The organism is Dokdonia sp. LLG6352-1 (assembly GCF_045055815.1).
GTDB classification, from domain to species: domain Bacteria; phylum Bacteroidota; class Bacteroidia; order Flavobacteriales; family Flavobacteriaceae; genus Dokdonia; species Dokdonia donghaensis.
Window position 1 is genome coordinate 1,629,761 of sequence record NZ_CP159329.1, and the last position, 23,566, is coordinate 1,653,326.

The window sequence follows — 23,566 nt, forward strand, 5'->3', positions numbered from 1 at the left end:
ACATTGCTAGTTACATGAAAATACTGAATTTTATGAAGAGGAATTTAAAATTAATCGCACTGGTACTACTGTTTTCAGTTGCGAGTTGCAGTTTTACGACAAAGTCGTTTGACGATCCAGATAAAGATAAAACATTGCTAGACCTTATTGCTTACTTGCTTGAGCGAGGTCATTATGACGCAAAAGATATAAACGATGAGTTTTCTGCAAATGTCTTTGATGATTACATAGACGCGCTAGATCCATATCGTCGTTTTTTCTACAAAAAGGATATAGAAGAGTTTGAAAAGTATAAAACTCAAATAGATGATGCGATAAGAGATAAAGATTTATCATTTTTTGATCTTACTTACAATCGTCTTATAGAACGTACCGAGGAGGCAAATAAAATTCAAGAGGAGCTACTTAAAAAACCTTTTGACTTTGAAAAGGAAGAAATTCTCAATACAGAGTATGAAAAGCAACCTTTTGCAAAAAATAAAAAAGAGCTTAAAAACAGATGGAGACAGCAACTTAAGCTTAATGTGCTTAGCTCTTACTATGATTTAAGAGAAGACCAAGAAAAGGTAGACGAAGAGGAAGATGATAAAGAAGCAGGTGAGCCAAAAGAGATTCTTACTAATGAAGAGCTTGAGGTAAAAGCACGAGAAGAGGTTGCAGATAATACAAAAGAGTTTTTTGAATTTACCTTAGAGCTTGAGCGTAAAGATTGGTTTGCAGTATTCTTAAATGCTATAGTAGAAGAGTTTGATCCTCATACTTATTATTTTGCACCAGTGGCAAAAGATCGTTTTGATACACAAATGAGTGGTCAGTTTCAAGGGATAGGCGCTAGACTTCAAAAGAAGGGAGGCGAAGTACGTATCACAGATATTATTTCTGGTGGTCCAGCCTGGAGAGGCGATGAGCTGCGTGAGGGAGATATTATTATGAAAGTTCGTCAAGAAGATGAGAAAGATGCCTTAAGTATTGTAGGTATGCGTCTTCAAGATGCGATAGAGTTTATAAAAGGCCCTAAAGGAACTAAAGTTATTCTTACAGTAAAGACTAAGTTAGACGGTAGTACAAAAGAGATTACTATAGAACGTGATATTGTAGAGCTAGAAGAAACCTATGCAAAGTCTGCAGAGGTGGTAAAAGATGGTAAAAAATACGGTATTGTAAACCTGCCTAAGTTTTACTTTACAATGGATGATTACAAAGAAAAAAATGCTGCAAGTGATGTAAAGAAGGAGATAGAACGTCTCAAAAAAGAGGGAGTAGAAGGACTAGTTATCGATCTTAGAAACAATGGTGGAGGATCGCTTAAAACTGTGGTAGATATTGCCGGCTTGTTTATAAAAGATGGACCTATTGTACAAGTAGCTTCTAATGGTGATCAACCAGAGGTGCTAGAAGATAGAGACTCTTCTGTGTTGTGGGATGGACCCCTTGTGATTTTAGTAAACGAGATATCTGCATCTGCCAGTGAGATACTTGCTGCAGCAATGCAAGATTATAAAAGAGCCATTATTATAGGAGGGAAACAGACCTACGGCAAAGGGACTGTGCAAAACTTAGCAGACCTCAATTCTTACCTGCGTAAAAATCCTTATGGAGATCTAGGGGCTCTTAAACTTACAACTCAAAAATTCTATAGAGTAAATGGAGGGTCAACACAGCTAGAAGGAGTAAAGAGTGACGTAGTTGTTCCAGATCGTTTTACATATGTAGATATAGGCGAGCGTGATCAAGAAAATCCACTTCCTTGGGATAAAATAAAAGCTGCAGATTATGATGTGTGGGATGGTTATGTAGACTTTGAGCAAACTATCGAAAACAGTAACGAGCGTATGTCTAAGAGCGAGCACTTGCAGCTAGTAGATGAGTATGCAAAGTGGATTAAAGAACGTCGCGATGATAAAGAGTGGTCGCTCAACTATGATAAATACAAAGCAAGACTAGCAAAAAGTGAGGCATTTGCAAAAAAGTTTGATGCCATAGATGATTACGATACAAAGCTCACTTATGAGTCACTACCGTATGAGCAGCAACTTTTTGAAAAAGACACTATTCTTCAAGAAAAGCGTGAGCGCTGGCACAAAAATTTAGCAAAAGACGCTTATGTAGAAGAGGCACTTAATGTGCTTAATGATTTAAAAATCAACAATATTAGAAAAGATAAGCTTGTGACCATTAAGGATTAATAAATGTCGCAAAGAGCAAATTCATTAACAAGCCTAGCGCTCCAAAAATTTAAAAGAAATTTTTGGGGCGTTTTGAGTTTGGTGTATATCATATTGTGCGGTCTAGCTGCTTTATTTGCTTATGTGATCGCTCCAGATAGTAGTGAAAATGCAAACCAGATGCACCTCTCTATCCACTCACAAACGCCCGGCTTTACGGTAGATGTACTCACTATCCCAAGTGACTTAAAGGTGGAGCAGTCATTTATTTCTAGATGGTTTTCGGGCAAGATTAATTCAGATACAGAAATACCCATAACCACTTATAATCTAGAAATCGATGGTATCACATACACCCCGTATATGAGTGATGGAGTGGTGGGTTTACCAAAAAAAATCACTATAAATGGGGTTGAAGATTATAACGCTTTCGCGAAAGCGTACATATCCCCACGTACATTTATACTAGGTACCGATAAGTACGGCCGAGATCTTTTGAGTAGGATGCTCATAGGTGCGAGAATATCTTTTTCTATAGGATTTGTAGCGGTTTTTATATCACTTATTATAGGTCTTTTTATGGGATCGCTAGCAGGTTATTTTGGCGGAAAAGTAGATGCCGCAATTATGTGGATTATTAATGTGACCTGGTCTATCCCAACCTTGCTTCTTGTTATTGCAATTACTCTTGCGCTAGGTAAGGGGTACTGGCAAGTTTTTATCGCTGTAGGGCTTACAATGTGGGTTGAGGTGGCTCGTGTTGTGCGAGGGCAGGTAATGGGGGTAAAACAAATGCAATATGTTACAGCAGCAAGAGCACTAGGGTATACAGATGGGCGTATTATTGTAAAGCATATTTTACCTAACGTTATAGCGCCGCTCATAGTGATTTCGGCAGCAAACTTTGCAGGGGCCATCCTTATAGAAAGCGGATTGAGTTTTTTAGGTATAGGAGCACAACCACCTACACCCAGCTGGGGAGCTATGATTAAAGATCACTATAGTTATATCATCCTTGGGAAGCCGTATCTTGCCATCATCCCAGGTATTTCGATAATGTTGCTTGTAATGGCGTTTATGCTGGTAGGTAATGCTCTAAGGGACGCACTGGATGTAAAAAATTAGATTTTATTAATGAAAAGAAAATACACCTATCCGTTACTAGTTATTGTTTTTACACTCGCTTGGTATGCATTTGAAAATTATGCAAACAAGGCTGTAGATGCTCCTATGATAGAGCAGGGCAGACAGCCTAAGGCAACTACAAACACCTACTTTTTACCTACATCTACTACGGGGCAGGTTGTCCACCATAATTATTACTCGCTCAGTTATAGTGAGAGAGATGAACAAGCAGAATGGGTGGCCTACGAACTTAAAAAAAGCCACATTGTAAATAATGATTTTAAACGTCCTTATTTTGAAGTAGATCCTCAGGTGGAGACGGAGTCTGCACACTGGCGTAATTATAAAAAATCTGGATATGATCGTGGGCATTTGTGCCCAGCAGGTGATAGGGAGTTTAGTAAAGTGGCCTATGAAGAAACTTTTTTGACAAGTAATATTAGCCCCCAAAGGCACGATTTTAATGCGGGTATCTGGAATGAACTTGAGCAGCAAGTGCGTTACTGGGCAAAGAAGTATGATGGAGTTTATGTAGTGACAGGTGGTGTGCTAAAAGATAAAATGGGTGCCATAGGCACAGAAGGAGTTACCGTGCCAGAATCCTTTTATAAAATTGTTTATGATCAATCTGGCGGAAAAGCAAAAATGATTGCCTTTTTAATGAATCACAAAGCATCAAATAAGTCTCTTAAAACATTTGTCACCTCTGTAGATCAGATAGAAAAGCTTACTGGCATAGACTTCTTTCCAGAACTTGAAGATAGTGTAGAAGATAGGCTAGAAGCTAGCACGAGTACTAAGGGCTGGAAGCTTAGATAACTAAAGTATGAAATAAAAAAAAGCGGCCTAGTGCCGCTTTTTTTATTTATAAAGAGATAAGTAATTATCCTTTTATAAGACTTCTAGAGATTACAATTTTTTGAATCTCACTAGTTCCTTCATATATCTGAGTGATTTTTGCGTCACGCATTAATCGCTCTACGTGGTATTCTTTTACAAAACCGTTACCGCCGTGTATTTGTACAGCTTCTACTGTTTGCTCCATTGCAACCTTTGATGCATAAAGTTTTGCCATAGCGCTAGATTGATCATAGTTGTTACCTTGATCTTTATCCCAAGCGGCTTTCATCACCAGGTGACGTGCAGCTTCTATCTCTACATACATATCTGCAAGTTTAAAAGCGATAGCTTGGTGGTTACAAATCTCTGTACCAAAGGCTTTACGCTCTTTTGAATATTTAAGAGCAAGCTCGTATGCTCCAGAAGCAATACCAAGTGCTTGTGCGGCAATACCTATGCGTCCTCCAGAAAGTGTTTTCATTGCAAATTTGAAACCAAATCCATCTTCACCTATTCTATTTTTCTTAGGTACTTTTACGTCATTAAACTGTAATGTGTGCGTGTCACTACCACGTATACCTAGTTTGTCTTCTTTAGGTCCTACTTCAAAACCTTCCATCCCTTTCTCAACTATGAAAGCGTTGATACCGCGGTGACCTTTTTCTCTGTCAGTTTGAGCGATTACAAGATACACGTCAGAGCGTCCTCCATTTGTAATCCAGTTTTTTGTACCATTAAGTACGTAGTGATCTCCTTTATCTATTGCTGTAGTAGCTTGTGAAGTTGCATCAGATCCAGCTTCTGGCTCAGAAAGACAAAAAGCACCTACCATCTCACCTGTAGCAAGCTTAGTAAGGTATTTTTGTTTTTGCTCTTCAGACCCATAAGTTTCAAGACCATAACAAACTAATGAGTTATTTACAGAAACAATTACAGACGCAGAGGCATCTATCTTAGATAGCTCTTCCATAATAAGAACATATGAAATTGCGTCCATACCACTTCCTCCATATTTTGGATCAACCATAATACCCATAAAGCCTAGGTCACCCATTTTCTTTACAAGTTCTGCAGGAAACTGTTGTATGTTATCTCTTTCTATTACTCCGTCTAGTAATTCTGTACGTGCAAAATCGCGAGCAGCGTCGCGTATCATAAGGTGTTCTTCTGTTAAGCTAAAATCCATAGTCAATTCTAAATATTAACGATTGTGTAAAAAATCTGTACAAATATACTTGTTTCTTATGCTTTTCTCAATAGATTTAGGGTGATGGAACAAAAAAACTATAACGTTATAGGTGTGATGAGTGGTACCAGCTTAGACGGAATAGACTGCGCACTTATTAAAGTGAGTATGTCACCTCAAATTGCTGGTGAGGTTTATCCAGTCTTTAATGCTCAGATAATCAACGCAGAAACGATTGCTTACCCAAATGACTGGGTAAATAAACTAAGAACAGCACATACACTCTCAACAGAGGCGCTCTCTACATTAAATGCATCATATACAATATATTTAGCTCAGGTGATAAATACATTTAAAGCTAGGTATCGTATAAAGCAGGTAGATGCTGTATGCTCCCACGGCCACACCATATTACACCAGCCACAAGATGGTTTTACTTTACAGATAGGTAATCTTCCAGAACTTGCTCAGTTGCTTAGTCATAAAGTGGTTTGCGACTTCAGAGTGCAAGATGTAGCGCTAGGGGGGCAAGGCGCACCGCTTGTTCCTATAGGAGATAAGCTGTTGTTTGGTACATATGATTATTGTCTCAATCTTGGTGGATTTGCAAATGTTTCGACTGATGAAAATGGAGTTCGGCTGGCGTATGATATTTGTCCAGTTAATGTTGTGCTCAATACCTATGCTCATAAGTTGGGTAAACCGTTTGATGATGAGGGCGCTTTCGCGAAAGCGGGAACCATACACGCTCCCTTATTAAAGGAACTGAATAGCTTACCATATTATGGCTCTCCAGCACCAAAATCTCTAGGGATAGAGTGGGTGCACGAACAAGTATTCCCAATAATTGAATCTTATAAAGTCTCTGATATAGATGTGCTGGCTACGTTTACAGAGCATATTGCGGTGCAAATTGCCACTCAGTTTAAAGAAAACACCTCAGTTTTAGTAACCGGAGGAGGAGCTTACAATAGCTATTTACTAGGTCGTGTGCAAGCTCAGTATAAAGCAAATAGGGTCAAGGGAGCTGTGTTAAATCTTGTTGTGCCAGATGCGCAACTTATTGAATTTAAAGAGGCTCTCGTTTTTGGTTTATTAGGGGTTTTAAGGCTTGAAGAGCTTCCTAATTGCCTTGCAAGTGTCACTGGAGCATCACAAGACCACTCTAGCGGAATGTTATATGATTCTTAATTTATGCACACTTCTTCTAGAAGGTGATTCAAGTTTGTATATTTGGGCCTTACTTAACCAAATATATGAGAGAGCTTTTACAGCGATACGAAGATAAGTCACCAGAGATTGTTTTTCACTGGAACGACCCAGAAACCGAAGCAGAGGGGTGGGTAGTTATTAACTCTTTAAGAGGAGGTGCCGCTGGTGGTGGTACACGTATGCGTGTAGGACTTGATAAAAATGAAGTCCTTTCTCTAGCCAAAACTATGGAGGTTAAGTTTACAGTTTCTGGTCCAGCTATAGGTGGAGCAAAGTCAGGAATTAACTTTGACCCAAAAGACCCTCGTAAGAAAGGAGTACTAGAGCGCTGGTATAAAGCCGTGTCACCACTACTTAAAAGTTATTATGGTACGGGAGGTGATCTTAATGTAGACGAGATACACGAGGTAATACCTATAACAGAAGAGAGTGGCGTATGGCATCCTCAAGAAGGCGTTTTTACTGGGTACTTTCAACCTACAGAGGCAGATAAGATTAACCGTATAGGACAACTTAGACAAGGAGTCATAAAGGTGATAGAAAATCCGTCATTTTCTCCAGATGTAACGCGCAAGTATACCGTAGCAGATATGATTACTGGATATGGTGTTGCAGAGGCAGTACGTCATTATTATGATATTTACGGAGGTGATGTAAAGGGCAAGCGTGCCGTGGTACAAGGTTTTGGTAACGTAGGTGCAGCAGCGGCTTACTATCTAGCGCAAATGGGTGCAAAAGTAGTAGGTATTATAGATATTGTAGGAGGTTTTATAAACAAAGAAGGTTTTACCTTTGAGGAGATACGAGATATGTATCTTAATAAAACAGGTAATACACTTAACGCCTCTACAGAAGGATTGATACCATTCTCACAAATGAATGAGGAGATATGGAATCTTGAGACAGAGATTTTTGCTCCTTGTGCAGCTTCTCGTCTTATTACAGAAGATCAAATTAATAGAATGATAGATACGGGGCTGGAAGTTATTTCTTGTGGTGCAAACGTACCGTTTGCAGATAAAGAGATTTTCTTTGGACCTATAATGGAGCATACAGACGCAAAGGTGAGTCTTATACCAGACTTTATTTCAAACTGTGGTATGGCAAGAGTATTTGCATACTTTATGGAGCGCCGCGTGCAAATGACAGATGATGCTATCTTTAACGATACATCACAAACTATACGTAATGCTATAGAAAATACGTATCAGAATAACAGTTCAAAACAAAATATAAGCAAGACAGCTTTTGAAATTGCATTAAAAGAATTACTTTAATACTTGCATCTGTAAGATGTAATAATCACACCAACTTTATATACATATGGAATCAGTAATTATTCTCATTTTTATTATCGGGTACCTTTCTATAACCCTTGAGCATCCTCTTAAACTTGATAAAACAGTGCCTGCACTTATTATGGCATCACTTATCTGGGCATTTCTAGCAGTAGGTTTTCACCTAGGCTGGTTTGACGTAATAGATACCTATGAGCAAGCTTATAGCTTGTTTTCTAATGGGGTACCTCTTACGGGAGATGCCTTGCACGATGCAGAGCACGGTTTTGATAACACACTTTTGCACCACTTAGGTAAAACAGCAGAGATACTTATCTTCCTTATAGGGGCGATGACCATTGTTGAGATTATAGATCTTCACAGAGGTTTTGAAGTTCTTAAAGGAGCTGTAAGAACTCGTAGCAAGAAGAAGTTATTATGGATTATAGGAATACTAGCATTCATACTTTCTGCTATAATAGATAACCTTACCGCTACAATTGTACTTATTACCTTATTACGTAAGCTTATTGTAAACAGAGAGCAACGTCTCTGGTTTGCTGCAATGGTAGTAATTGCTGCAAATGCAGGGGGAGCTTGGTCACCTATTGGAGATGTTACAACTACAATGCTTTGGATTGCAGATAATGTTACAGCAATGGGACTTATTAAGTTTGTAATTATACCTTCTGTAATTTGTTTTGTTATACCATTCTTTATTGCAACCTACTTGCCAGCTTTTAAAGGCGATATAGTTGTAGACACACAAGAAGATGAAGAAGCAGGAAGATTACTAAGTAGTAAGACAATGCTTTTCTTAGGACTAGGTATGATTGTATCTGTGCCTATTTTTAAAACTATAACGCACTTACCTCCTTATATGGGTATGATGCTTGCACTAGGTGTAGTGTGGTTAGTATCTGAGTACATTCACCCAGAAGAAGACTTTACAAAAGAGCGTAAGCACTTATACAGTGCTCACAAAGCACTTTCTCGTATCGAGATTTCAAGTATCCTTTTCTTTTTAGGAATATTAATGGCAGTAGCAGGACTTGAAAGTCTTGTATATGGTGTGTCTGAAGCTGGTGATCCAGTGGGGACATTACGTTATGTTGCAGAGATTCTTAATGGAGCGGTACCAAATCAAGATGTTGTGGTAGTAATACTTGGTATTCTATCTGCTATTATTGATAACGTGCCACTTGTGGCTGCCTCTATGGGTATGTATACTGCAGAGACAGACAGTTTATTATGGCACTTTATTGCATACTCTGCTGGAACAGGAGGAAGTATGCTTATCATAGGTTCTGCGGCAGGAGTTGCAGCTATGGGAATGGAAAAGATAGATTTTATCTGGTACCTTAAAAAGATCACGTGGTTAGCCTTTGTAGGGTTTGCTGCGGGAGCTATTGCCTTTGTTCTTCTTACGGGAGGAACAATGGGTGCTTAAGTCTAGGCAATTTTCTAAAATAACGTTCGTTTCATTCTAAAGCCTCAATTAATAAACATATGCTTAATACACTTATTCAAGACGGAGCTCAAGATGCGGCAGATATTCTTGCTACAGACGAGCCCGTAGAGAAGACATTATCTATCATAGATTTGCTCTTAACTGGAGGTACAGCGGGAATCATCATTATTGCCGTTCTATTTGTACTACTTTTTGTAGCTATTTATATCTATTTTGAAAGGCTATTTGCTATAAAAGCAGCCTCAAAAGTAGATGGTAATTTTATGAATCAAATAAGAGATAATGTCGCTTCTGGTAACATAGAAGGAGCAAAAATATACTGTGCTCAGGCTAACTCTCCTGTATCTAGATTAACTGCAAAGGGAATCTCTCGTATAGGGAGCCCTCTTGAGGATATTAATACAGCTATAGAAAATCAAGGGAAACTAGAAGTTTATAAACTAGAGCGCAATGTAAGTGTACTTGCTACCATTGCGGGAGCAGCTCCTATGATTGGGTTCTTAGGGACTGTAATAGGTATGGTACTTGCCTTTCACACGCTAGCAACAAGTTCTGGACAAGCAGAGATGGGTACCCTTGCAGAGGGTATTTATACCGCGATGACCACTACAGTTGCCGGTCTTATTGTGGGTATTATTGCTTATATGGGATATAACCACCTTGTAGTGCGTACAGATAAAGTAGTACACTCTATGGAGGCAAATGCGGTAGATTTCTTAGACCTATTAAACGAGCCTAGCTAGTATGAATCTGCGCGGAAGAAATAAAGTGAGCCCAGAGTTCAGTATGAGTAGTATGACAGACATTGTCTTTTTACTACTTGTATTCTTTCTGTTAACCTCACCAGCTATCACGCCAGATGCCCTAGACCTTATTTTGCCTAAAGCAAAAGGAAAAACCAGTAACAAGCAAAACCTATCTGTAAGTATCACAAAAGACCTTGACTATTATGTAAACAAGGAGCGTGTGACAGAAAACGGTATAGAAGGCTTTATCAATAGCGAGCTAGCTGGAGTAGAAGAACCTACCATCATACTAAGAGCAGAAGAAGGAGTGCCTATAGAAAATGCCGTAAAGATTATGGATATCGCAAACCGTAATAAGTACAAAATTGTACTAGCGGTAAGGCCTAACTAATTGATAAATGGTTTTTGGTACGCTTTCGCGAAAGCGTAATTACACTCTTAAATAAATATACCTTGGCATACCTAGATACCATACATAAACGCAAATCTTTCACCATAAGTAGTATTATTATGGCGATTATATTATTGCTTATGTTTATGGTGGGGATGAATTATATGGACCCGCCAGAAGAAGGAGGTATAGCCGTAAACTTTGGAACCTCTAGTGTAGGTTCTGGTAACGTACAGCCTACAAAACCTGTGGCATCTGCACCAAAAAATACAGCACCACAACCAGAGCCCACTCCACCAGAACCAGAGATTAAGGATGAGGTTGTCACGCAAGACACAGAAGATGCTCCGGTTATAGAAAAAAAACCAAAGGAAACTCCAAAGCCTAAGGTTGAGAAACCAAAAGAAAAGCTGGTAGAAAAACCCGTAGAAGAAGCAAAGCCAGATCCTAAACCAGATAAGTCTACCACAAGTGCACTAGACGCACTTATTAATGGTCCTAAAAAGGATGGAGTAGCACAAGGAGGTGAAGGTAATGATAGCCAAGCTGGAGATAAGGGCGACCCTAATGGTGACCCCAACGCATCTAGTTATTATGGTACCGGAAGAGGTCTAGATGGTGATGGTAACTACCAGCTAGGAGGTCGTAAAGCGCTAGGAAAACCAAAACGCCAGCAAGAGTGTAATGAGTCAGGAGTAGTTGTAGTGAGTATTGAGGTAGACCGTACCGGTAAAGTTATAAAAGCTACGCCAGGAGTGCGAGGCACTACAAATAACACACGATGTCTCTTAGAGCCGGCAAAAGCAGCAGCACTTGCCACAAAATTTAATGCCGACTCAAAAGCGCCTTCAAAACAAATAGGAAAAATAGTATACCGCTTTAGTCTCTCAGACTAATCGTTGTAACACCTATCTTTATACCACAATGACATATCAAGAAACCTTAGACTGGCTTTTTAACCAGCTACCTATGTATCAACGCAAGGGAGCTGCTGCATACAAGGCAGACCTAAGTAACATAAATCTTCTAGCAGCACATCTAGGTAATCCTCATATCACATTTAAAACCGTTCACGTAGCAGGCACAAACGGTAAAGGATCTACTAGTCATATGATGGCATCTGTTTTACAAGAAGCAGGTTATAAAGTAGGGCTATATACCTCACCGCATCTTAAAGACTTTAGAGAGCGCATAAAAATAAACGGTGAGCTTTGTAGCAAGCAGTTTGTAATGGGGTTTGTAAAAAAGCACAAAGCCTTTTTTGAAGAGCATCAACTATCATTTTTTGAAATGACTGTAGGGATGGCCTTCTCATATTTTGCCGCAAAAGAAGTAGATATTGCGATCATAGAGGTAGGCTTAGGAGGTAGGCTAGATGCCACAAATATTATTACGCCTGTACTTTCGGTTATAACAAATATTGGTATGGATCACACGCAGTTTTTGGGTGATACCATCCCGCTTATAGCCGCAGAGAAAGGAGGTATTATTAAAGAGAATGTCCCTGTTGTAATAGGTGAGTATAATGAAGAGACAGAGGAGGTCTTTAGTACGCTTTCGCGAAAGCGTAATGCACCCCTTCACAAAGCCTACGATTTTGACTTAATGCCTATGCAATCTGACCTAGTGGGAGATTATCAAAAAAACAACATACGTACGGTTCAAGTAGCGTTTTCTGTTTTGCAGGGAGCGAGTTTTCACGTAGGGATCCAGCATATTGCAAAGGGATTAAAGAACGTGGTAAAAAATACGGGCCTCCAGGGAAGGTGGCAAATATTACAAGAGGAGCCAAAGGTGATTTGCGATACTGGGCACAATAAGGAAGGGCTCACTTATGTGATGAATCAATTAGGTAAGGAGCGTTATAAGAATTTACATATTGTACTTGGCGTAGTTTCAGATAAGGATTTAGAGAGCATTTTACCATTATTTCCGGGATATGCCTCTTATTACTTTTGTAAACCTGCCGTGCCAAGAGGAATGGAAGTACAACAATTAAAAAAGGAAGCAGAAGGGTTAGGACTTAAGGGTAAAGCATACCCTAGTGTAGCAGAGGCTTTTAAGGCGGCAAAAAAGGTTGCAGGAACCAGTGATCTTATTTTTATAGGCGGAAGCACCTTTGTTGTAGCAGAAATAATTTAATTTTTATTGCAAAAGATTTTACACTATTAAACTTTAATTCTATATTTGCACCCGCATTGAAATAATGGCAACGCTATCTTTTTAATGTCACTTGACTACATAAGTCGGGGCGCTTAGCTCAGTTGGTTCAGAGCACTTGGTTTACACCCAAGGGGTCAGGGGTTCGAATCCCTTAGCGCCCACAAACAAGAAACGATAAACTTGTCTAAAAATAATCGGGCGCTTAGCTCAGTTGGTTCAGAGCACTTGGTTTACACCCAAGGGGTCAGGGGTTCGAATCCCTTAGCGCCCACAGAGGCTTCCAGAAATGGGAGCCTTTTTTTGTTTTTATGAATTTCTTCGTTTACATATTGTTCTCACCAAATCTTAATCGGTATTAAATCAATACGTTTTGAGATTTGAAATCTCATAGCGATTACAATAGCTTCCAGAAATGGGAGCCTTTTTTTATGCATTAATTTTTCTTTATACTATCTTGTAATGCATTACTTACAAAGGAACTATCAGTCATTGAGCATATGCAACAGGTGGTTAATTCTTTTATATGCGCTCTTGTGGTGTAACAATATGTATTATTGATATACTTATGCACTAACAAAAACCATATATATGATTCTAAGTTTAAAGAATGTCTCAAAAACGTACCCTAACGGTGTAAAAGCCCTTGATAATGTAACCATAGATATAAAGGCAGGAATGTTTGGTCTACTAGGACCTAACGGTGCAGGAAAGTCTTCTCTTATGAGAACTATTGCAACATTACAAGAGCCAGATACAGGAGAGATAGACTTTAATGGACTTGATATACTTAACAACAAAATTGAATTTAGAAAAACACTTGGGTACTTACCTCAAGAGTTTGGAGTATACCCTAAAATGAGTGCCAGTGACTTGCTACATTATTTTGCAAGCCTAAAGGGAATTACAAATAAAGCAGAACGTACAGCTATTGTAGATAAAGCACTTCAGGTGACTAACCTAAGTGATGTGCGCAATAAACACGTAGCAGGATATTCTGGAGGGATGAAGCAACGCTTTGGTATCGCCCAGTTATTACTTAATAATCCAAAACTAATAATTGTAGATGAGCCTACAGCAGGTCTTGATCCAGCAGAGCGTCATAGATTTTTAAATGTATTACGTGAGATAGGGACAAACCACATTGTTATATTTTCAACACACATTGTAGATGATGTAAAAGAATTATGTACAGATATGGCAATTCTTAATGGAGGTAAAATCTTATCGCAAAGCACTCCAAAGGAATTAGTGCAAAGCCTAGAGGGACATATCTGGAAAACTACAACCTCTAGAGAAGGTGTAGAAGTATTACAGAATAGCCATAATGTAATATCATCTAGCTTTAATGATTCAAACGATCTAGATGTGCGCGTTTATAGCGAGAGTATGCCAGGAGATGGTTTTGAACCAGTAGCTGCCACACTAGAAGATGTGTATTTTACAACACTCAATAAGAACCAATCTCAAACGGTAGCATAGTTATGTTTAGTACTATCTATCTACACGAGATAAAGACGTGGTTTAAGAAACCGCTTTTTTATATATTTTCTGCCATAATGTTTTTACTAGCTGTACTTATAATGGCAGCTGGCTTAGGCGTTTTTAGTAGTGATAATGTTACAGTGACTAGCAATGTTTATCTTAATAGTCCGCTGGCTATAACGGGTATTTTATCACAGCTGGCAATGCTTGCTTATCTATTAATTCCTTCTATTACAGGGGGCACAATAGATCGAGATTTTAAAAATAATATGCACAATGTTTTGTACTCGTACCCGCTTACTAAGGTGCAGTACTTACTTGCCAAATTCTCGGCAGCAATAACCATTAACTTATTAATAGCTATCGCTACCATATTAGGCCTTCTTGTAGGATCTTTCCTTCCAGGATCTAATGAGGCGCTTTTGGGACCTTTTAGTTTATGGAATTATGTACAGCCATTTGCTTATATCATATTTCCTAATGTGCTTTTTTACAGTGCGATTGTTTTTGCTATAGTCGTGTTTACTCGTAATCTCAACATTGGATTTATGACCGTACTCACGATGATTATTATCCAGCTTATAGCGACAAGTATGGCAGATAATGCAGACGACACCTTTTGGTATGCGCTTTTTGACCCTATGGCAAATGTGGCACTAGCAGATGCTACAGAGTACTGGACACCAGTTGAGCAAAACAATAAATCTATACCTATGGTGGGTACTTTACTTTACAATAGATTATTGTGGGCAGGTATATCCTTTGGAATCCTCTTTTTAATCATTGCACGTTTTAACTTTCAGCAGCACGCTATGCGCTTTAATTTCTTTAAGAAAAAGGCAATTAGAGCAGTAAAGAAAAATACTAGTAAAATACAACGCATAGAGATGCCTGCCGTCACTACAGACTTCTCAATGGTGGGGCAGTTTAAGACCCTATGGCAGCTCGTAAAAAGTGAAACTAAATACATCATTACTGGCTGGCCGTTTATAATCATAACGTTTCTAGCTATTGTATTGACCTTTGTAATGATGAGTTTCTCTCAACTTATATATAATACGGCAATCTTACCAAAAACGTGGACAATGCTCGCAGAGCCATCTGCATATATCGTGTTATTTTCATTCTTGCTCATACACTTATATTCTGGATTTTTAATGGACAGGGCAAAGGCAGCTCACATCAATCAGATTGTAGATGTAACACCTACAAAAGATTGGGTGTTTCTAGTCTCTAGAGGAATTTCATTATTCTTAATGACTGCTTTTTTACAAGTTGTATTAATACTTTGTGGTCTCGCTTTTCAAACCTTAAAAGGGTTTTATGATTACCAGATAGACCTTTACGTTTTTCAAGCATTTTTAATTAATGTCTGGAAATATGTACCGTGGATATTACTGGCATTACTCGTACATACTTTAATTAAAAATAAGTGGGTGGGTCTGGTTACCTTACTAGTTATAGGTATTGGAGTTCCATTACTTCAGAATGCGATAGGTGTCCAGCAAGCTATCTTTGACTTTAACTCTGGAGGAACGCCTAGCCCGTCAGATTTTGATGGTTACGGTACCGTACTACCTCGTTTTTATACATTTAGAGTATATTGGATTGCTTTCGGTATCATTTTACTTATGGCGGCTATACTGTTCTATAGGCGTGGTATGGGGGCTACGGCAAAGGCGCGTTTTGCTTTCGCGAAAGCGAGATTAACTACACCCATCATTACCACAGCAGTGGCAAGTCTCATTGTCTTTTTAGCGATAGGTAGTTATTCTTGGTACATAAATAATGTAGAAAATGAGCTGCTCACAGGTAAAGAAAGAGAAGAATTACGCGTGCAGGCCGAAAGAGATTTAGGTAAATATGCCGGCATCCCACAGCCACGACTAGTAGCTGTAAATACGTTTATGGATATGTATCCAGCGTCGCGTGATTTTAAAGCTGGGGCAACATTTACAATGGTAAATAAAGACTCAGTAGCCATAGACACTCTACACGTAAACCTCACAGATTACCCTACAGAAATCACACTAGACCGTGAGGCAGAGATTGTTTATGATAATGAAGATTATAACTATAAAATGTACGCTTTCGCGAAAGCAATGCAGCCTGGAGATACATTGGTATTTAAGTTTACAATGGAGAATGAGGAGAACAAATTTTTAGACGATAAGTCTCCTATTTCTACAAACGGAACTTTTGTAAACTACGGGATGTTTCCTTCTATAGGGTATGATGAGCGTTTTGAAATACGTAGTACAGAGGTGCGTAAAAAGTATGACCTCGCGCCTAAAGATAGAATGCCAGACCCAGACACTCCGGGAGCAAGAGATCGTAACTACATAGGAGGATATAGTGACTGGATAGACTTTGAGGCAACCTTGAGCACGGCTCCAGATCAAATTGCAATCGCACCAGGATACCTCACAAAAGAGTGGGAAGAAGATGGGCGTAAGTACTATCACTATAAGATGGACTCTAAGATGCTTAACTTTTACTCCTTCTTAAGTGCATCTTACGAGGTGAAGAGAGAAGTGTATAATGGTATTAACCTTGAGATTTATCACCATCCAGATCATACATATAACTTAGACCGTATGATGAACGGTATGAAAAAGGGACTAGACTATTACGGGACTAATTATACCCCATACCAGCATAAGCAGGTGCGTATTATTGAGTTTCCAAAGGCTTACGGAACTTTTGCACAAGCATTTGCAAATACAATACCTTTTAGTGAAGGCTTAGGTTTTGTAGCAGATGTAGATGACGAGGATCAAGATGCGGTAGATTATCCTCTGTCTATTACTGCTCACGAGCTTGCACACCAGTGGTGGGCACACCAAGTGATAGGTGCTCCAGTAAAAGGAGCTACTTTGTTATCAGAAAGTATGTCTGAGTACAGCTCACTTAAGGTGTTAGAAAAAACGTATGGAAAAACTCAAATGCGTCGTTTCTTAAAAGATGCTATGGATGGCTATCTCACAGGTAGAACAGCCGAGCAAATAAAAGAACAGCCATTAATGTATAATGAAAACCAGCAGTATATCCATTATCAAAAAGGGTCGCTAGTACTTTACGCAATGAGTGACTATCTAGGTGAAGACGTCTTTAATGGAGTTGCCAAAAGATTTGCAGAGAAGTATCAATTTAAAGCCAGTCCTTACCCTACAGCTACAGAGTTTGTAAATGACTTAAGAGCGGTAACACCAGACTCGCTGCAATATCTTATCACAGATATGTTTGAAAAAATCACACTGTATGATAATAAAGTAGATGAGGCTAGTTATACAGAACTTCCAGATGGTAAGTATGCTGTAAATGTAAAAGCATTTGTGAGTAAATATCACTCTCAGAAAAAAGGTAAAAAGCAATTTGTTTCAAAACAAGGAGACAGTATTGCCTATACTCCAGAAGGAGAAGAAGATGCACTAGTATCTTTACCACTAAGTGATTATATAGAGCTTGGTATCTTTGGAGAAGAAGATGAGGAGACAGGTGATGAGAACGTTCTATACTTACAGAAGATAAAGGTGAGCGATATCAATAATAATTTTGATGTCATCGTAGATCAAAAACCTGTAGAAGCTGGTATAGATCCATTTAATAAACTCATAGATAGAAGAGGAAGCGATAACCGAAAAAAGGTAACAGAAAACACCGCTACTATAGAAGAGTAAAAGTAAATACATCGCTTATAAGTAAACAAGCCTCACTCAATTAAGAGTGAGGCTTGTTTGTTTATGTCATTTTCTACAGTACTAGTTACTTGCTTCAATTATAGTTTCTGCTAGGGTGGGGAAGTGCCACTCTAGATTTGATCTATCTAAGAGTCTAAAGTTCCCTCCATCATCCCAAACTATAGGTAGGAGACCACGTGCTAAACTTTGCTCAACATAAAACTGCATATAGGCTTCTCTAGTGCTTGTGTTATCTCTGTCTATAGCGCCCCACTCGCCTAATATTACAGGACGTCCTTGTTGTACAATCCATTTTTCTCTAATGTAGTCAAATTCATTTTCGAGTTGTGCTTTCTCTTCATCTGTTCCCCAGTTTGCTGTGCCATCTTCTTGACCTGTAAATGGCCAAGGGAAATAGGTATGTAAAGAAACTATAAGGTGGTCATCTTCTGGCAGTACAAGTCCATCCATCGCCGCGGGTGTTGTACTTGCTGCATAAGTACTTATCATAACGTGACGACCTAGGTTGTTGCCTCCAGTAGCTCTTATAGCATTAAGCGCTGTCTGGTGATACTCATTGAGGATTGTTCTTCCCTCTTCTGTACCGCCAGACCACTCTTCTGGAGAGTTAAGAAGTCTATTTTCATTGAGTGTTTCAAAGATGAGTTTGTCACCATAACTCTTAAATCGATTTGCTATTTGTGTCCATAAACTTGCTAGTCGTTCTTTTGCGGCCGGTGCATCTTCTGTAGTAGGACGTAACCAGGCATTATCGTGATGCACGTCTATAATAACGTGCATATCCTTACTTATTCCATAATTTACTGTCTCTTGCACTTGAGTCATAAAATCTTCATTAACAGTATATGGCGCTGTAGACTGCTGGTCGTATCCCCACGTGATAGGTACTCTTAGTGTTCTAAAGCCCATCTCGTATACCTTATCTATAATAGCTTGTGAGGGTAATGGATTTCCCCAGGCGGTTTTATCTGCATTTTCTACATCTAGGCTATTACCAAGATTCCATCCTATACCCATTTCGGCAACAAGTGTTGTAGATGAGATATCTCTTATAGTACCTGGTATGTCTATACTTGTATCCGCCACAGGGTTTTCATCTTCTGGAATATTTTGATTTGTCGTTTCTGGCGTTTCGTTGTCAGAGCAGGCCAGCGAGCTTATACTTATAAGTATAGGTAAGATGTACTTGTGTAGCTGTAGTTTCATAATTTAATAGGTTTGTGTATTTCCTTTTTGTAGAAAAAATTCTATTAAAATTACAAAATATAAAAACATAACATTGCCATAGTAGCATAAGGCAATGTTATGTGTAATAAGATATTTGTGTTGTGGGTGGTTACGCTTTCGCGAAAGCGTAAAAAATTATAATCCTGCAGCGTTGTATAACTTGGCCTTAGCAGCCAGTTGTTTTACCAGTAGTGCGTTAGACTTGAGTCTTGAATCTATAAGCTTTTGCTCACGTGAGTTAATAAGAAAGAGTGAGCTACCTCCTAAAAAGAACTTACGTTCTTCGGCCTTTACTAGTGCTTCATAATCTGTTACGATATTTGCAATAAGTGTATTTTGGGTAGCCAGAGATGTGATTTCTGCCTGTGTGGCTTCTAGTTTGTTTTGTATAGAAAGGGTGCTTGCGCTACGCTCATACTCTGCATCTTGTACCTTAATTTTTGCAAGCCTAAGGTCTCCACGTTCTTTACGTAAAAATATAGGGAAGCTTACATCTACAAAGGCTTTATAGTTTGCGGTATTGAGGCTATTGAGTTGGTCTCCATCTGGGGTTAAGAAGTTGTATTGCAAGTTTACCTTAGGTAAAAGCTTATTCTTCTTAAGAAATCTATCTACTTCTAAACTATTGATTTTTGCGTCTAGACTTCTCAATTTAGGGTGGTTTGCCATAAAAACTGAGACGTCTGTGATACCAGCTAGTAGGAGTGAGGTATCAAGTACTGTAAGATCTGGAAACACTGGGTTTACTGTCTCATTTATTTCTAATGGGATACCGTCTAGCCATAAAAAGTTACTCACCACAAGACGAGCTTTTTGCGCTTTGAGTGTTGCGGCTTCGAGATTAAGTCGTCTGTTTTGCTCTGTAATACGAGCTTCGGTAATATCTATAGCGGCCTTATCACCCTCTTCTACACTGCGCTCTACTGCTTTACGTCTAGTCGTTGCATTTTTTAAAAAGGTGGTGTAGATACGTTTTTCATTTTCTGCCTCTAGCCAGTCAAAATAGGCCAGACTTCCTTCAAATATGAGATTATTGACCAGCAAGTCCCTATCTGCCTGCGTTTGTTGTTCAAAAAAGCGAGCCTTTTTGAGCGTTGCCATACGATCATTAATGAGAAGTCCTTGTGCAAGAGAAAAAGATACACCAGCACTGTACAATCCATCTTCTGGAACGGTAAGGTTAGGGTTGAGAAACTCTCCAGTATTTTCTTCAAAATTTCCTTTAAGCTCTATCCCGTACCAGGTAGGAATTTTAAAAGTAGCATTGAGCTGGTCGTAGTACTCAGTCCCTTTAAACTTCTTGCGGTCATAGTCTACCTCAATTTTTGGGTCAAATCCCCCTCGAGCTTTAAGTAAGTTTGCCTCGCCAGTAGTAAGTACAAGCTCTGCCTGTTTAATAAGCGGATGGTGCTGCTTTACATAGCCTATAAACTCTTCAAAAGTAAAAGTGGTTTCTAGGGTTGAGACATTCTCTTGAGCGTGACTCACAGTAGTAAACAGACTTAACAAGCTTGTTAATATAATGAAGGTGTTTAATCTCATTACTTTTTATCTTTTACAGGTTCTTTTCCATCTGGTAAATAGTAGTCTGCAGGGAAACCATTGAGCTGTCTCCATAGTTCATACCAGATAGGTACATCATTAAGTAAAGCAATAGTTTGTGCGCCAGAGCCTACACGAACGTTTTTTGGCCAGCTTTCGGCCTCTGGATCTGGAGCGATAAGAACTCTAAATTTTCCGTTACTACTTATAAAAGTTTCGACAGCCACCACGGTACCTCCATAGGTCCCAAAAGAGGCATCTGGCCATCCACTAAATACGATAGCAGGCCATCCATCAAATTGTACACGTATACTCTCACCGGTATGGATGAGTGGTAAGTCTATAGGTCTTACAAAAGTCTCTACAGCTAGGTCATAGTCGGATGGCATAATGCCTACCAGTTGCTCTCCTTCTTTAAAAGTTTCTCCTATACCTGCTTTTATGGCTTTGTTTATATATCCATTTTGAGGAGCAACTACATATTGTAATGTGCTACGTATCTCATAATTAGTAGATGCATTGTCTAGTTTACTTACCTGTGCTTCTGTGTCATATTGAGCAGATGAGGCTGTAAATTTATCACTCTGAGCTTTGCTTATTTTTTCGGCATAGGTAGCTTGTGTTCTAGAGATCTCTAGGGTTGCATTAAGTACCTCATTTTGACTAGCTAGTAATTTATTTTCTTGAGAGATAAGTTTTGCCTCTGTCTCTTGTAATTTAAGGCGCTTATCTTCTACCTCTGCTGTACTTTTTAAACCTTCAGATTGTAATGTTGCGGTACGTTCGTACTGTGTTTGAGCAATATCTCTATTTGTTCTTGCAGCTACTAGGTCTATACTATCACTTTGCACCTTGTAGCGTGCTTGTTTAAGTTTATTTTCTGCCTGTTGTAGTTTTAAACCGCGCTCACGCTGTAAAGCCCCTAGCTGATTTTCTAGCGCTTGTACTTTAGACTTATAAGAGCCCACGGCATTACTTTTTGCATCACGCTGCTGTCTAGTTCTTTCGGCAAGAAGCGGATCTTGATATTCATTTTTAATTTCAGAAATGCGCAGTATAGTGTCGCCCTTCTTCACATAATCTCCCTCGCGTACAAACCATTGTTCTATACGTCCTGGTATTTGAGACTGTATGGTTTGTGGTCTTTGGTCTGGTGTCAGAGTGGTTACAAATCCTTTTCCTGTAACGTTTTGAGTCCAGGGTAAAAAGAGGATAATCACGCCTATTATGGCAAAGGCCACGAGAAATCTATTAAAGTACTTAAAGTGCTGTTTTTTTTGCGCTTTCGCGAAAGCGGAATACCCACGTATATCCACCTTCTTGTTAAGTTGATTTTCAGATATATTAAGCATTTAGTTTTTCTTTTGAGTTATGATTTTTCCATTCTCGAGTTTGATATACCGAGTGCATAGTGTCTGCCAGTCTTTATTATTACTAGAGACAGCGAGTGCCCAAGGTCTATCTGGGTGGATGAGGTAATCCATAATCGCGCGTGCCTCTGTACTTTCAAAATGCTCAAGAGCATCTTTGAGAAGTAGTACTCTAGGCTCGTGTACTATTGCCCTTGCAAGCAAGATGCGCTTAGATATGGTATGTGGGATTTGCTGTCCTTCTGGAAAGAGCATTGTACGCAAACCATTAGTTTGCTGTCGCACAAAATCTTGTAGGCCTACTATTTTTATAACCTCGTTAATTCGCTCTTGAGAAATCTCTTTATTGCCAAATGTGATGTTTTCTAGTATCGTGCCCTCAAAAGGATTTTGCTCCGGGAGTACTTGCCCTATTTGAGACCTATATGCATTAGGATGTAGCCCCTTGAGAGATAGATCGTTTATATAAATAGCGCCAGCGGTAGGCTCTATGATACCAGAGATAAGTTTTAATAAAGTAGTTTTACCAGACCCAGACACCCCATCTATGAGCAACCTGTCTTTTGTCTCTATTTTGAGTTTTATGTTTGAGAGTATATCACCCGTTTGTGGGGTAGCGTAGGTTACATTATCTATTTGAATATCTGTGTCTTTATGATTTTCAAAAGGATCAAAACCTACCTGAGGATCTATCTCTTTATCTACCACTTGCCCTATTTTTTCTAAAGATGTAAGTACATCATAAAAACTCTCAAGCCCAGTAATAAGCTTTTCTACAGAGCTTATTACGAGTAAGATTATAATCTCTGCAGCTACAAACTGACCAATGTTCATTTGCTGGTTTAAAACTAGTAGTCCACCTATGAGTAAGAGTCCCGCAGTGACAAGCACTTTGAAGCCTATCATTTGTATAAACTGTATAACCAGAATTCTAAAGTGACTCTCTCTAGCCTCAAGGTATTTTTCGGTAAGTGTGTTATTGTTCTCCATAGCTAGTGAGGTGCGGCCCGAGAGTTTAAAGCTTATAAGCGATCTCGCTATTTCTTGTAGCCAGTGTGCCACTTTATACTTACCCTTAGATTCTGCAAGACTGGTTTGTAGCCCTCTTATTGCGGTAAATTTAAAAACGAGATACACTAAGATGACAAGTAAAAAACCGTAAATAATAAAAAATGGATGGTAAAAGGAGAGAAGCATTAAACCAAAGACAATTTGTAATATCGCCGCTGGAAAATCTAATAATATTTTTGATAATCCTTTTTGTACTGTAAGAGTATCAAAAAATCTATTTGCAAGCTCTGGTGGGTAAACATCACGCAATTCGCTCATTTTAACTTTAGGAAATCTATATGCAAATTCAAAAGATGATCTTGTAAAAATCTTTTGCTGTATGTTTTCGAGTATACGTATTTGCATAAGTTGCAGTATTCCTTGAAAGGCAACACCTAGTGTCACGAGTACAACAAGCACAATCCAAGAGGTACTCACTTGCGCACCCTGTATTAAGTTTATAATTGCTTGTATACCCAGAGGTAGTGTGAGTGCTACTAGACCTGCAAAAATCGCATAAAATAAAATTTGCTTGATGTCTCGTCTATCGAGTTTAAGCATATTTAGAAAACGTTTCCAAGGAGTCATTTCTTTATTCATAATAAGATGTGTCTTTAT

The 23,566-nt window shown here is 38.9% G+C and carries 17 protein-coding genes and 2 tRNA genes; 14 read left to right on the top strand and 5 right to left on the bottom strand.

Annotation, left to right across the window (positions count from 1 at the left end; genetic code table 11):
• Positions 1–32: 32 nt before the first annotated feature.
• Genes ABVM49_RS07290 through ABVM49_RS07300 form a run of 3 tightly spaced genes read left to right on the top strand, consistent with a single transcriptional unit; the run spans position 33 to position 4,109 of the window.
• On the top strand, positions 33–2,186 hold the full coding sequence (locus ABVM49_RS07290) for a carboxy terminal-processing peptidase (protein WP_405201342.1): 2,154 nt from the start codon (positions 33–35) through the stop codon (positions 2,184–2,186).
• A 3-nt stretch (positions 2,187–2,189) separates the two neighbouring features.
• The gene (locus tag ABVM49_RS07295; RefSeq protein ID WP_405201343.1) at positions 2,190–3,290 is read left to right on the top strand and encodes an ABC transporter permease; all 1,101 of its coding nucleotides are present in this window, start codon (positions 2,190–2,192) and stop codon (positions 3,288–3,290) included.
• Between the two features lie 9 nt (positions 3,291–3,299).
• On the top strand, positions 3,300–4,109 hold the full coding sequence (locus ABVM49_RS07300) for a DNA/RNA non-specific endonuclease (protein ID WP_405201344.1): 810 nt from the start codon (positions 3,300–3,302) through the stop codon (positions 4,107–4,109).
• Positions 4,110–4,173: 64 nt separating this feature from the next.
• On the opposite strand, the gene ABVM49_RS07305 is transcribed toward ABVM49_RS07300, so the two are convergent.
• Complete coding sequence (locus ABVM49_RS07305; protein WP_405201345.1) at positions 4,174–5,316, bottom strand: acyl-CoA dehydrogenase; 1,143 nt, start codon at positions 5,314–5,316, stop codon at positions 4,174–4,176.
• An 84-nt stretch (positions 5,317–5,400) separates the two neighbouring features.
• On the opposite strand from ABVM49_RS07305, the gene ABVM49_RS07310 reads away from it, so the two are divergent.
• The 11 genes from ABVM49_RS07310 to ABVM49_RS07360 all read left to right on the top strand — a co-directional run bounded on the left by ABVM49_RS07310 (position 5,401) and on the right by ABVM49_RS07360 (position 17,738).
• Positions 5,401–6,507, top strand: a complete 1,107-nt coding sequence (locus tag ABVM49_RS07310; RefSeq protein WP_405201346.1) for an anhydro-N-acetylmuramic acid kinase — start codon at positions 5,401–5,403, stop codon at positions 6,505–6,507.
• A gap of 65 nt (positions 6,508–6,572) precedes the next feature.
• A complete protein-coding gene (locus ABVM49_RS07315) occupies positions 6,573–7,805 on the top strand; it encodes a Glu/Leu/Phe/Val dehydrogenase dimerization domain-containing protein (RefSeq protein WP_405201347.1) in 1,233 nt (410 codons plus the stop codon).
• A 46-nt stretch (positions 7,806–7,851) separates the two neighbouring features.
• Positions 7,852–9,255 carry a sodium:proton antiporter NhaD gene (nhaD, locus tag ABVM49_RS07320; protein WP_375252988.1) on the top strand — a complete coding sequence of 468 codons (1,404 nt, stop codon included), beginning with the start codon at positions 7,852–7,854 and terminating at the stop codon, positions 9,253–9,255.
• A 59-nt stretch (positions 9,256–9,314) separates the two neighbouring features.
• Positions 9,315–10,019: a MotA/TolQ/ExbB proton channel family protein gene (locus tag ABVM49_RS07325; protein WP_021778196.1), complete on the top strand. Its 705-nt coding sequence runs from the start codon at positions 9,315–9,317 to the stop codon at positions 10,017–10,019.
• 1 nt (position 10,020) lies between these two features.
• A complete protein-coding gene (locus ABVM49_RS07330; RefSeq protein WP_021778197.1) occupies positions 10,021–10,413 on the top strand; it encodes a biopolymer transporter ExbD in 393 nt (130 codons plus the stop codon).
• Positions 10,414–10,475: 62 nt separating this feature from the next.
• Entirely contained in the window at positions 10,476–11,309 is an 834-nt protein-coding gene (locus ABVM49_RS07335) for an energy transducer TonB (protein ID WP_405201348.1), read from the top strand.
• Positions 11,310–11,337: 28 nt separating this feature from the next.
• Positions 11,338–12,555 (top strand): bifunctional folylpolyglutamate synthase/dihydrofolate synthase, encoded by a 1,218-nt coding sequence (locus tag ABVM49_RS07340; protein ID WP_405201349.1) that lies wholly within the window; start codon positions 11,338–11,340, stop codon positions 12,553–12,555.
• Between the two features lie 107 nt (positions 12,556–12,662).
• Positions 12,663–12,737, top strand: a tRNA-Val gene (locus tag ABVM49_RS07345).
• A gap of 35 nt (positions 12,738–12,772) precedes the next feature.
• Positions 12,773–12,847, top strand: a tRNA-Val gene (locus tag ABVM49_RS07350).
• A gap of 317 nt (positions 12,848–13,164) precedes the next feature.
• Positions 13,165–14,055, top strand: coding sequence for an ABC transporter ATP-binding protein (locus ABVM49_RS07355; protein WP_405201350.1), 891 nt, complete (start codon positions 13,165–13,167; stop codon positions 14,053–14,055).
• 2 nt (positions 14,056–14,057) lie between these two features.
• Positions 14,058–17,738, top strand: coding sequence for an ABC transporter permease/M1 family aminopeptidase (locus ABVM49_RS07360; protein ID WP_405201351.1), 3,681 nt, complete (start codon positions 14,058–14,060; stop codon positions 17,736–17,738).
• 81 nt (positions 17,739–17,819) lie between these two features.
• Here ABVM49_RS07360 and ABVM49_RS07365 read toward each other — a convergent pair whose 3' ends face one another.
• The 4 genes from ABVM49_RS07365 to ABVM49_RS07380 all read right to left on the bottom strand — a co-directional run bounded on the left by ABVM49_RS07365 (position 17,820) and on the right by ABVM49_RS07380 (position 23,548).
• Positions 17,820–18,965, bottom strand: a complete 1,146-nt coding sequence (locus tag ABVM49_RS07365) for a glycoside hydrolase family 5 protein (protein ID WP_405201352.1) — start codon at positions 18,963–18,965, stop codon at positions 17,820–17,822.
• 156 nt (positions 18,966–19,121) lie between these two features.
• Positions 19,122–20,528 carry a TolC family protein gene (locus ABVM49_RS07370; RefSeq protein ID WP_405201353.1) on the bottom strand — a complete coding sequence of 469 codons (1,407 nt, stop codon included), beginning with the start codon at positions 20,526–20,528 and terminating at the stop codon, positions 19,122–19,124.
• Entirely contained in the window at positions 20,528–21,880 is a 1,353-nt protein-coding gene (locus ABVM49_RS07375; protein ID WP_405201354.1) for an HlyD family secretion protein, read from the bottom strand. The genes ABVM49_RS07370 and ABVM49_RS07375 overlap by 1 nt, the downstream gene beginning before the upstream one ends.
• A complete protein-coding gene (locus ABVM49_RS07380; RefSeq protein WP_405201355.1) occupies positions 21,881–23,548 on the bottom strand; it encodes a peptidase domain-containing ABC transporter in 1,668 nt (555 codons plus the stop codon). It abuts the gene before it with no gap.
• Positions 23,549–23,566: the final 18 nt, after the last annotated feature.

Coding starts and splice junctions, on each gene's coding strand:
- ABVM49_RS07290 (WP_405201342.1), top strand. CDS start 33: ATGAAGAGGAATTTAAAATTAATCGCACTGGTACTACTGTTTTCAGTT.
- ABVM49_RS07295 (WP_405201343.1), top strand. CDS start 2,190: ATGTCGCAAAGAGCAAATTCATTAACAAGCCTAGCGCTCCAAAAATTT.
- ABVM49_RS07300 (WP_405201344.1), top strand. CDS start 3,300: ATGAAAAGAAAATACACCTATCCGTTACTAGTTATTGTTTTTACACTC.
- ABVM49_RS07305 (WP_405201345.1), bottom strand. CDS start 5,316: ATGGATTTTAGCTTAACAGAAGAACACCTTATGATACGCGACGCTGCT.
- ABVM49_RS07310 (WP_405201346.1), top strand. CDS start 5,401: ATGGAACAAAAAAACTATAACGTTATAGGTGTGATGAGTGGTACCAGC.
- ABVM49_RS07315 (WP_405201347.1), top strand. CDS start 6,573: ATGAGAGAGCTTTTACAGCGATACGAAGATAAGTCACCAGAGATTGTT.
- nhaD (WP_375252988.1), top strand. CDS start 7,852: ATGGAATCAGTAATTATTCTCATTTTTATTATCGGGTACCTTTCTATA.
- ABVM49_RS07325 (WP_021778196.1), top strand. CDS start 9,315: ATGCTTAATACACTTATTCAAGACGGAGCTCAAGATGCGGCAGATATT.
- ABVM49_RS07330 (WP_021778197.1), top strand. CDS start 10,021: ATGAATCTGCGCGGAAGAAATAAAGTGAGCCCAGAGTTCAGTATGAGT.
- ABVM49_RS07340 (WP_405201349.1), top strand. CDS start 11,338: ATGACATATCAAGAAACCTTAGACTGGCTTTTTAACCAGCTACCTATG.
- ABVM49_RS07355 (WP_405201350.1), top strand. CDS start 13,165: ATGATTCTAAGTTTAAAGAATGTCTCAAAAACGTACCCTAACGGTGTA.
- ABVM49_RS07360 (WP_405201351.1), top strand. CDS start 14,058: ATGTTTAGTACTATCTATCTACACGAGATAAAGACGTGGTTTAAGAAA.
- ABVM49_RS07365 (WP_405201352.1), bottom strand. CDS start 18,965: ATGAAACTACAGCTACACAAGTACATCTTACCTATACTTATAAGTATA.
- ABVM49_RS07370 (WP_405201353.1), bottom strand. CDS start 20,528: ATGAGATTAAACACCTTCATTATATTAACAAGCTTGTTAAGTCTGTTT.
- ABVM49_RS07375 (WP_405201354.1), bottom strand. CDS start 21,880: ATGCTTAATATATCTGAAAATCAACTTAACAAGAAGGTGGATATACGT.
- ABVM49_RS07380 (WP_405201355.1), bottom strand. CDS start 23,548: ATGAATAAAGAAATGACTCCTTGGAAACGTTTTCTAAATATGCTTAAA.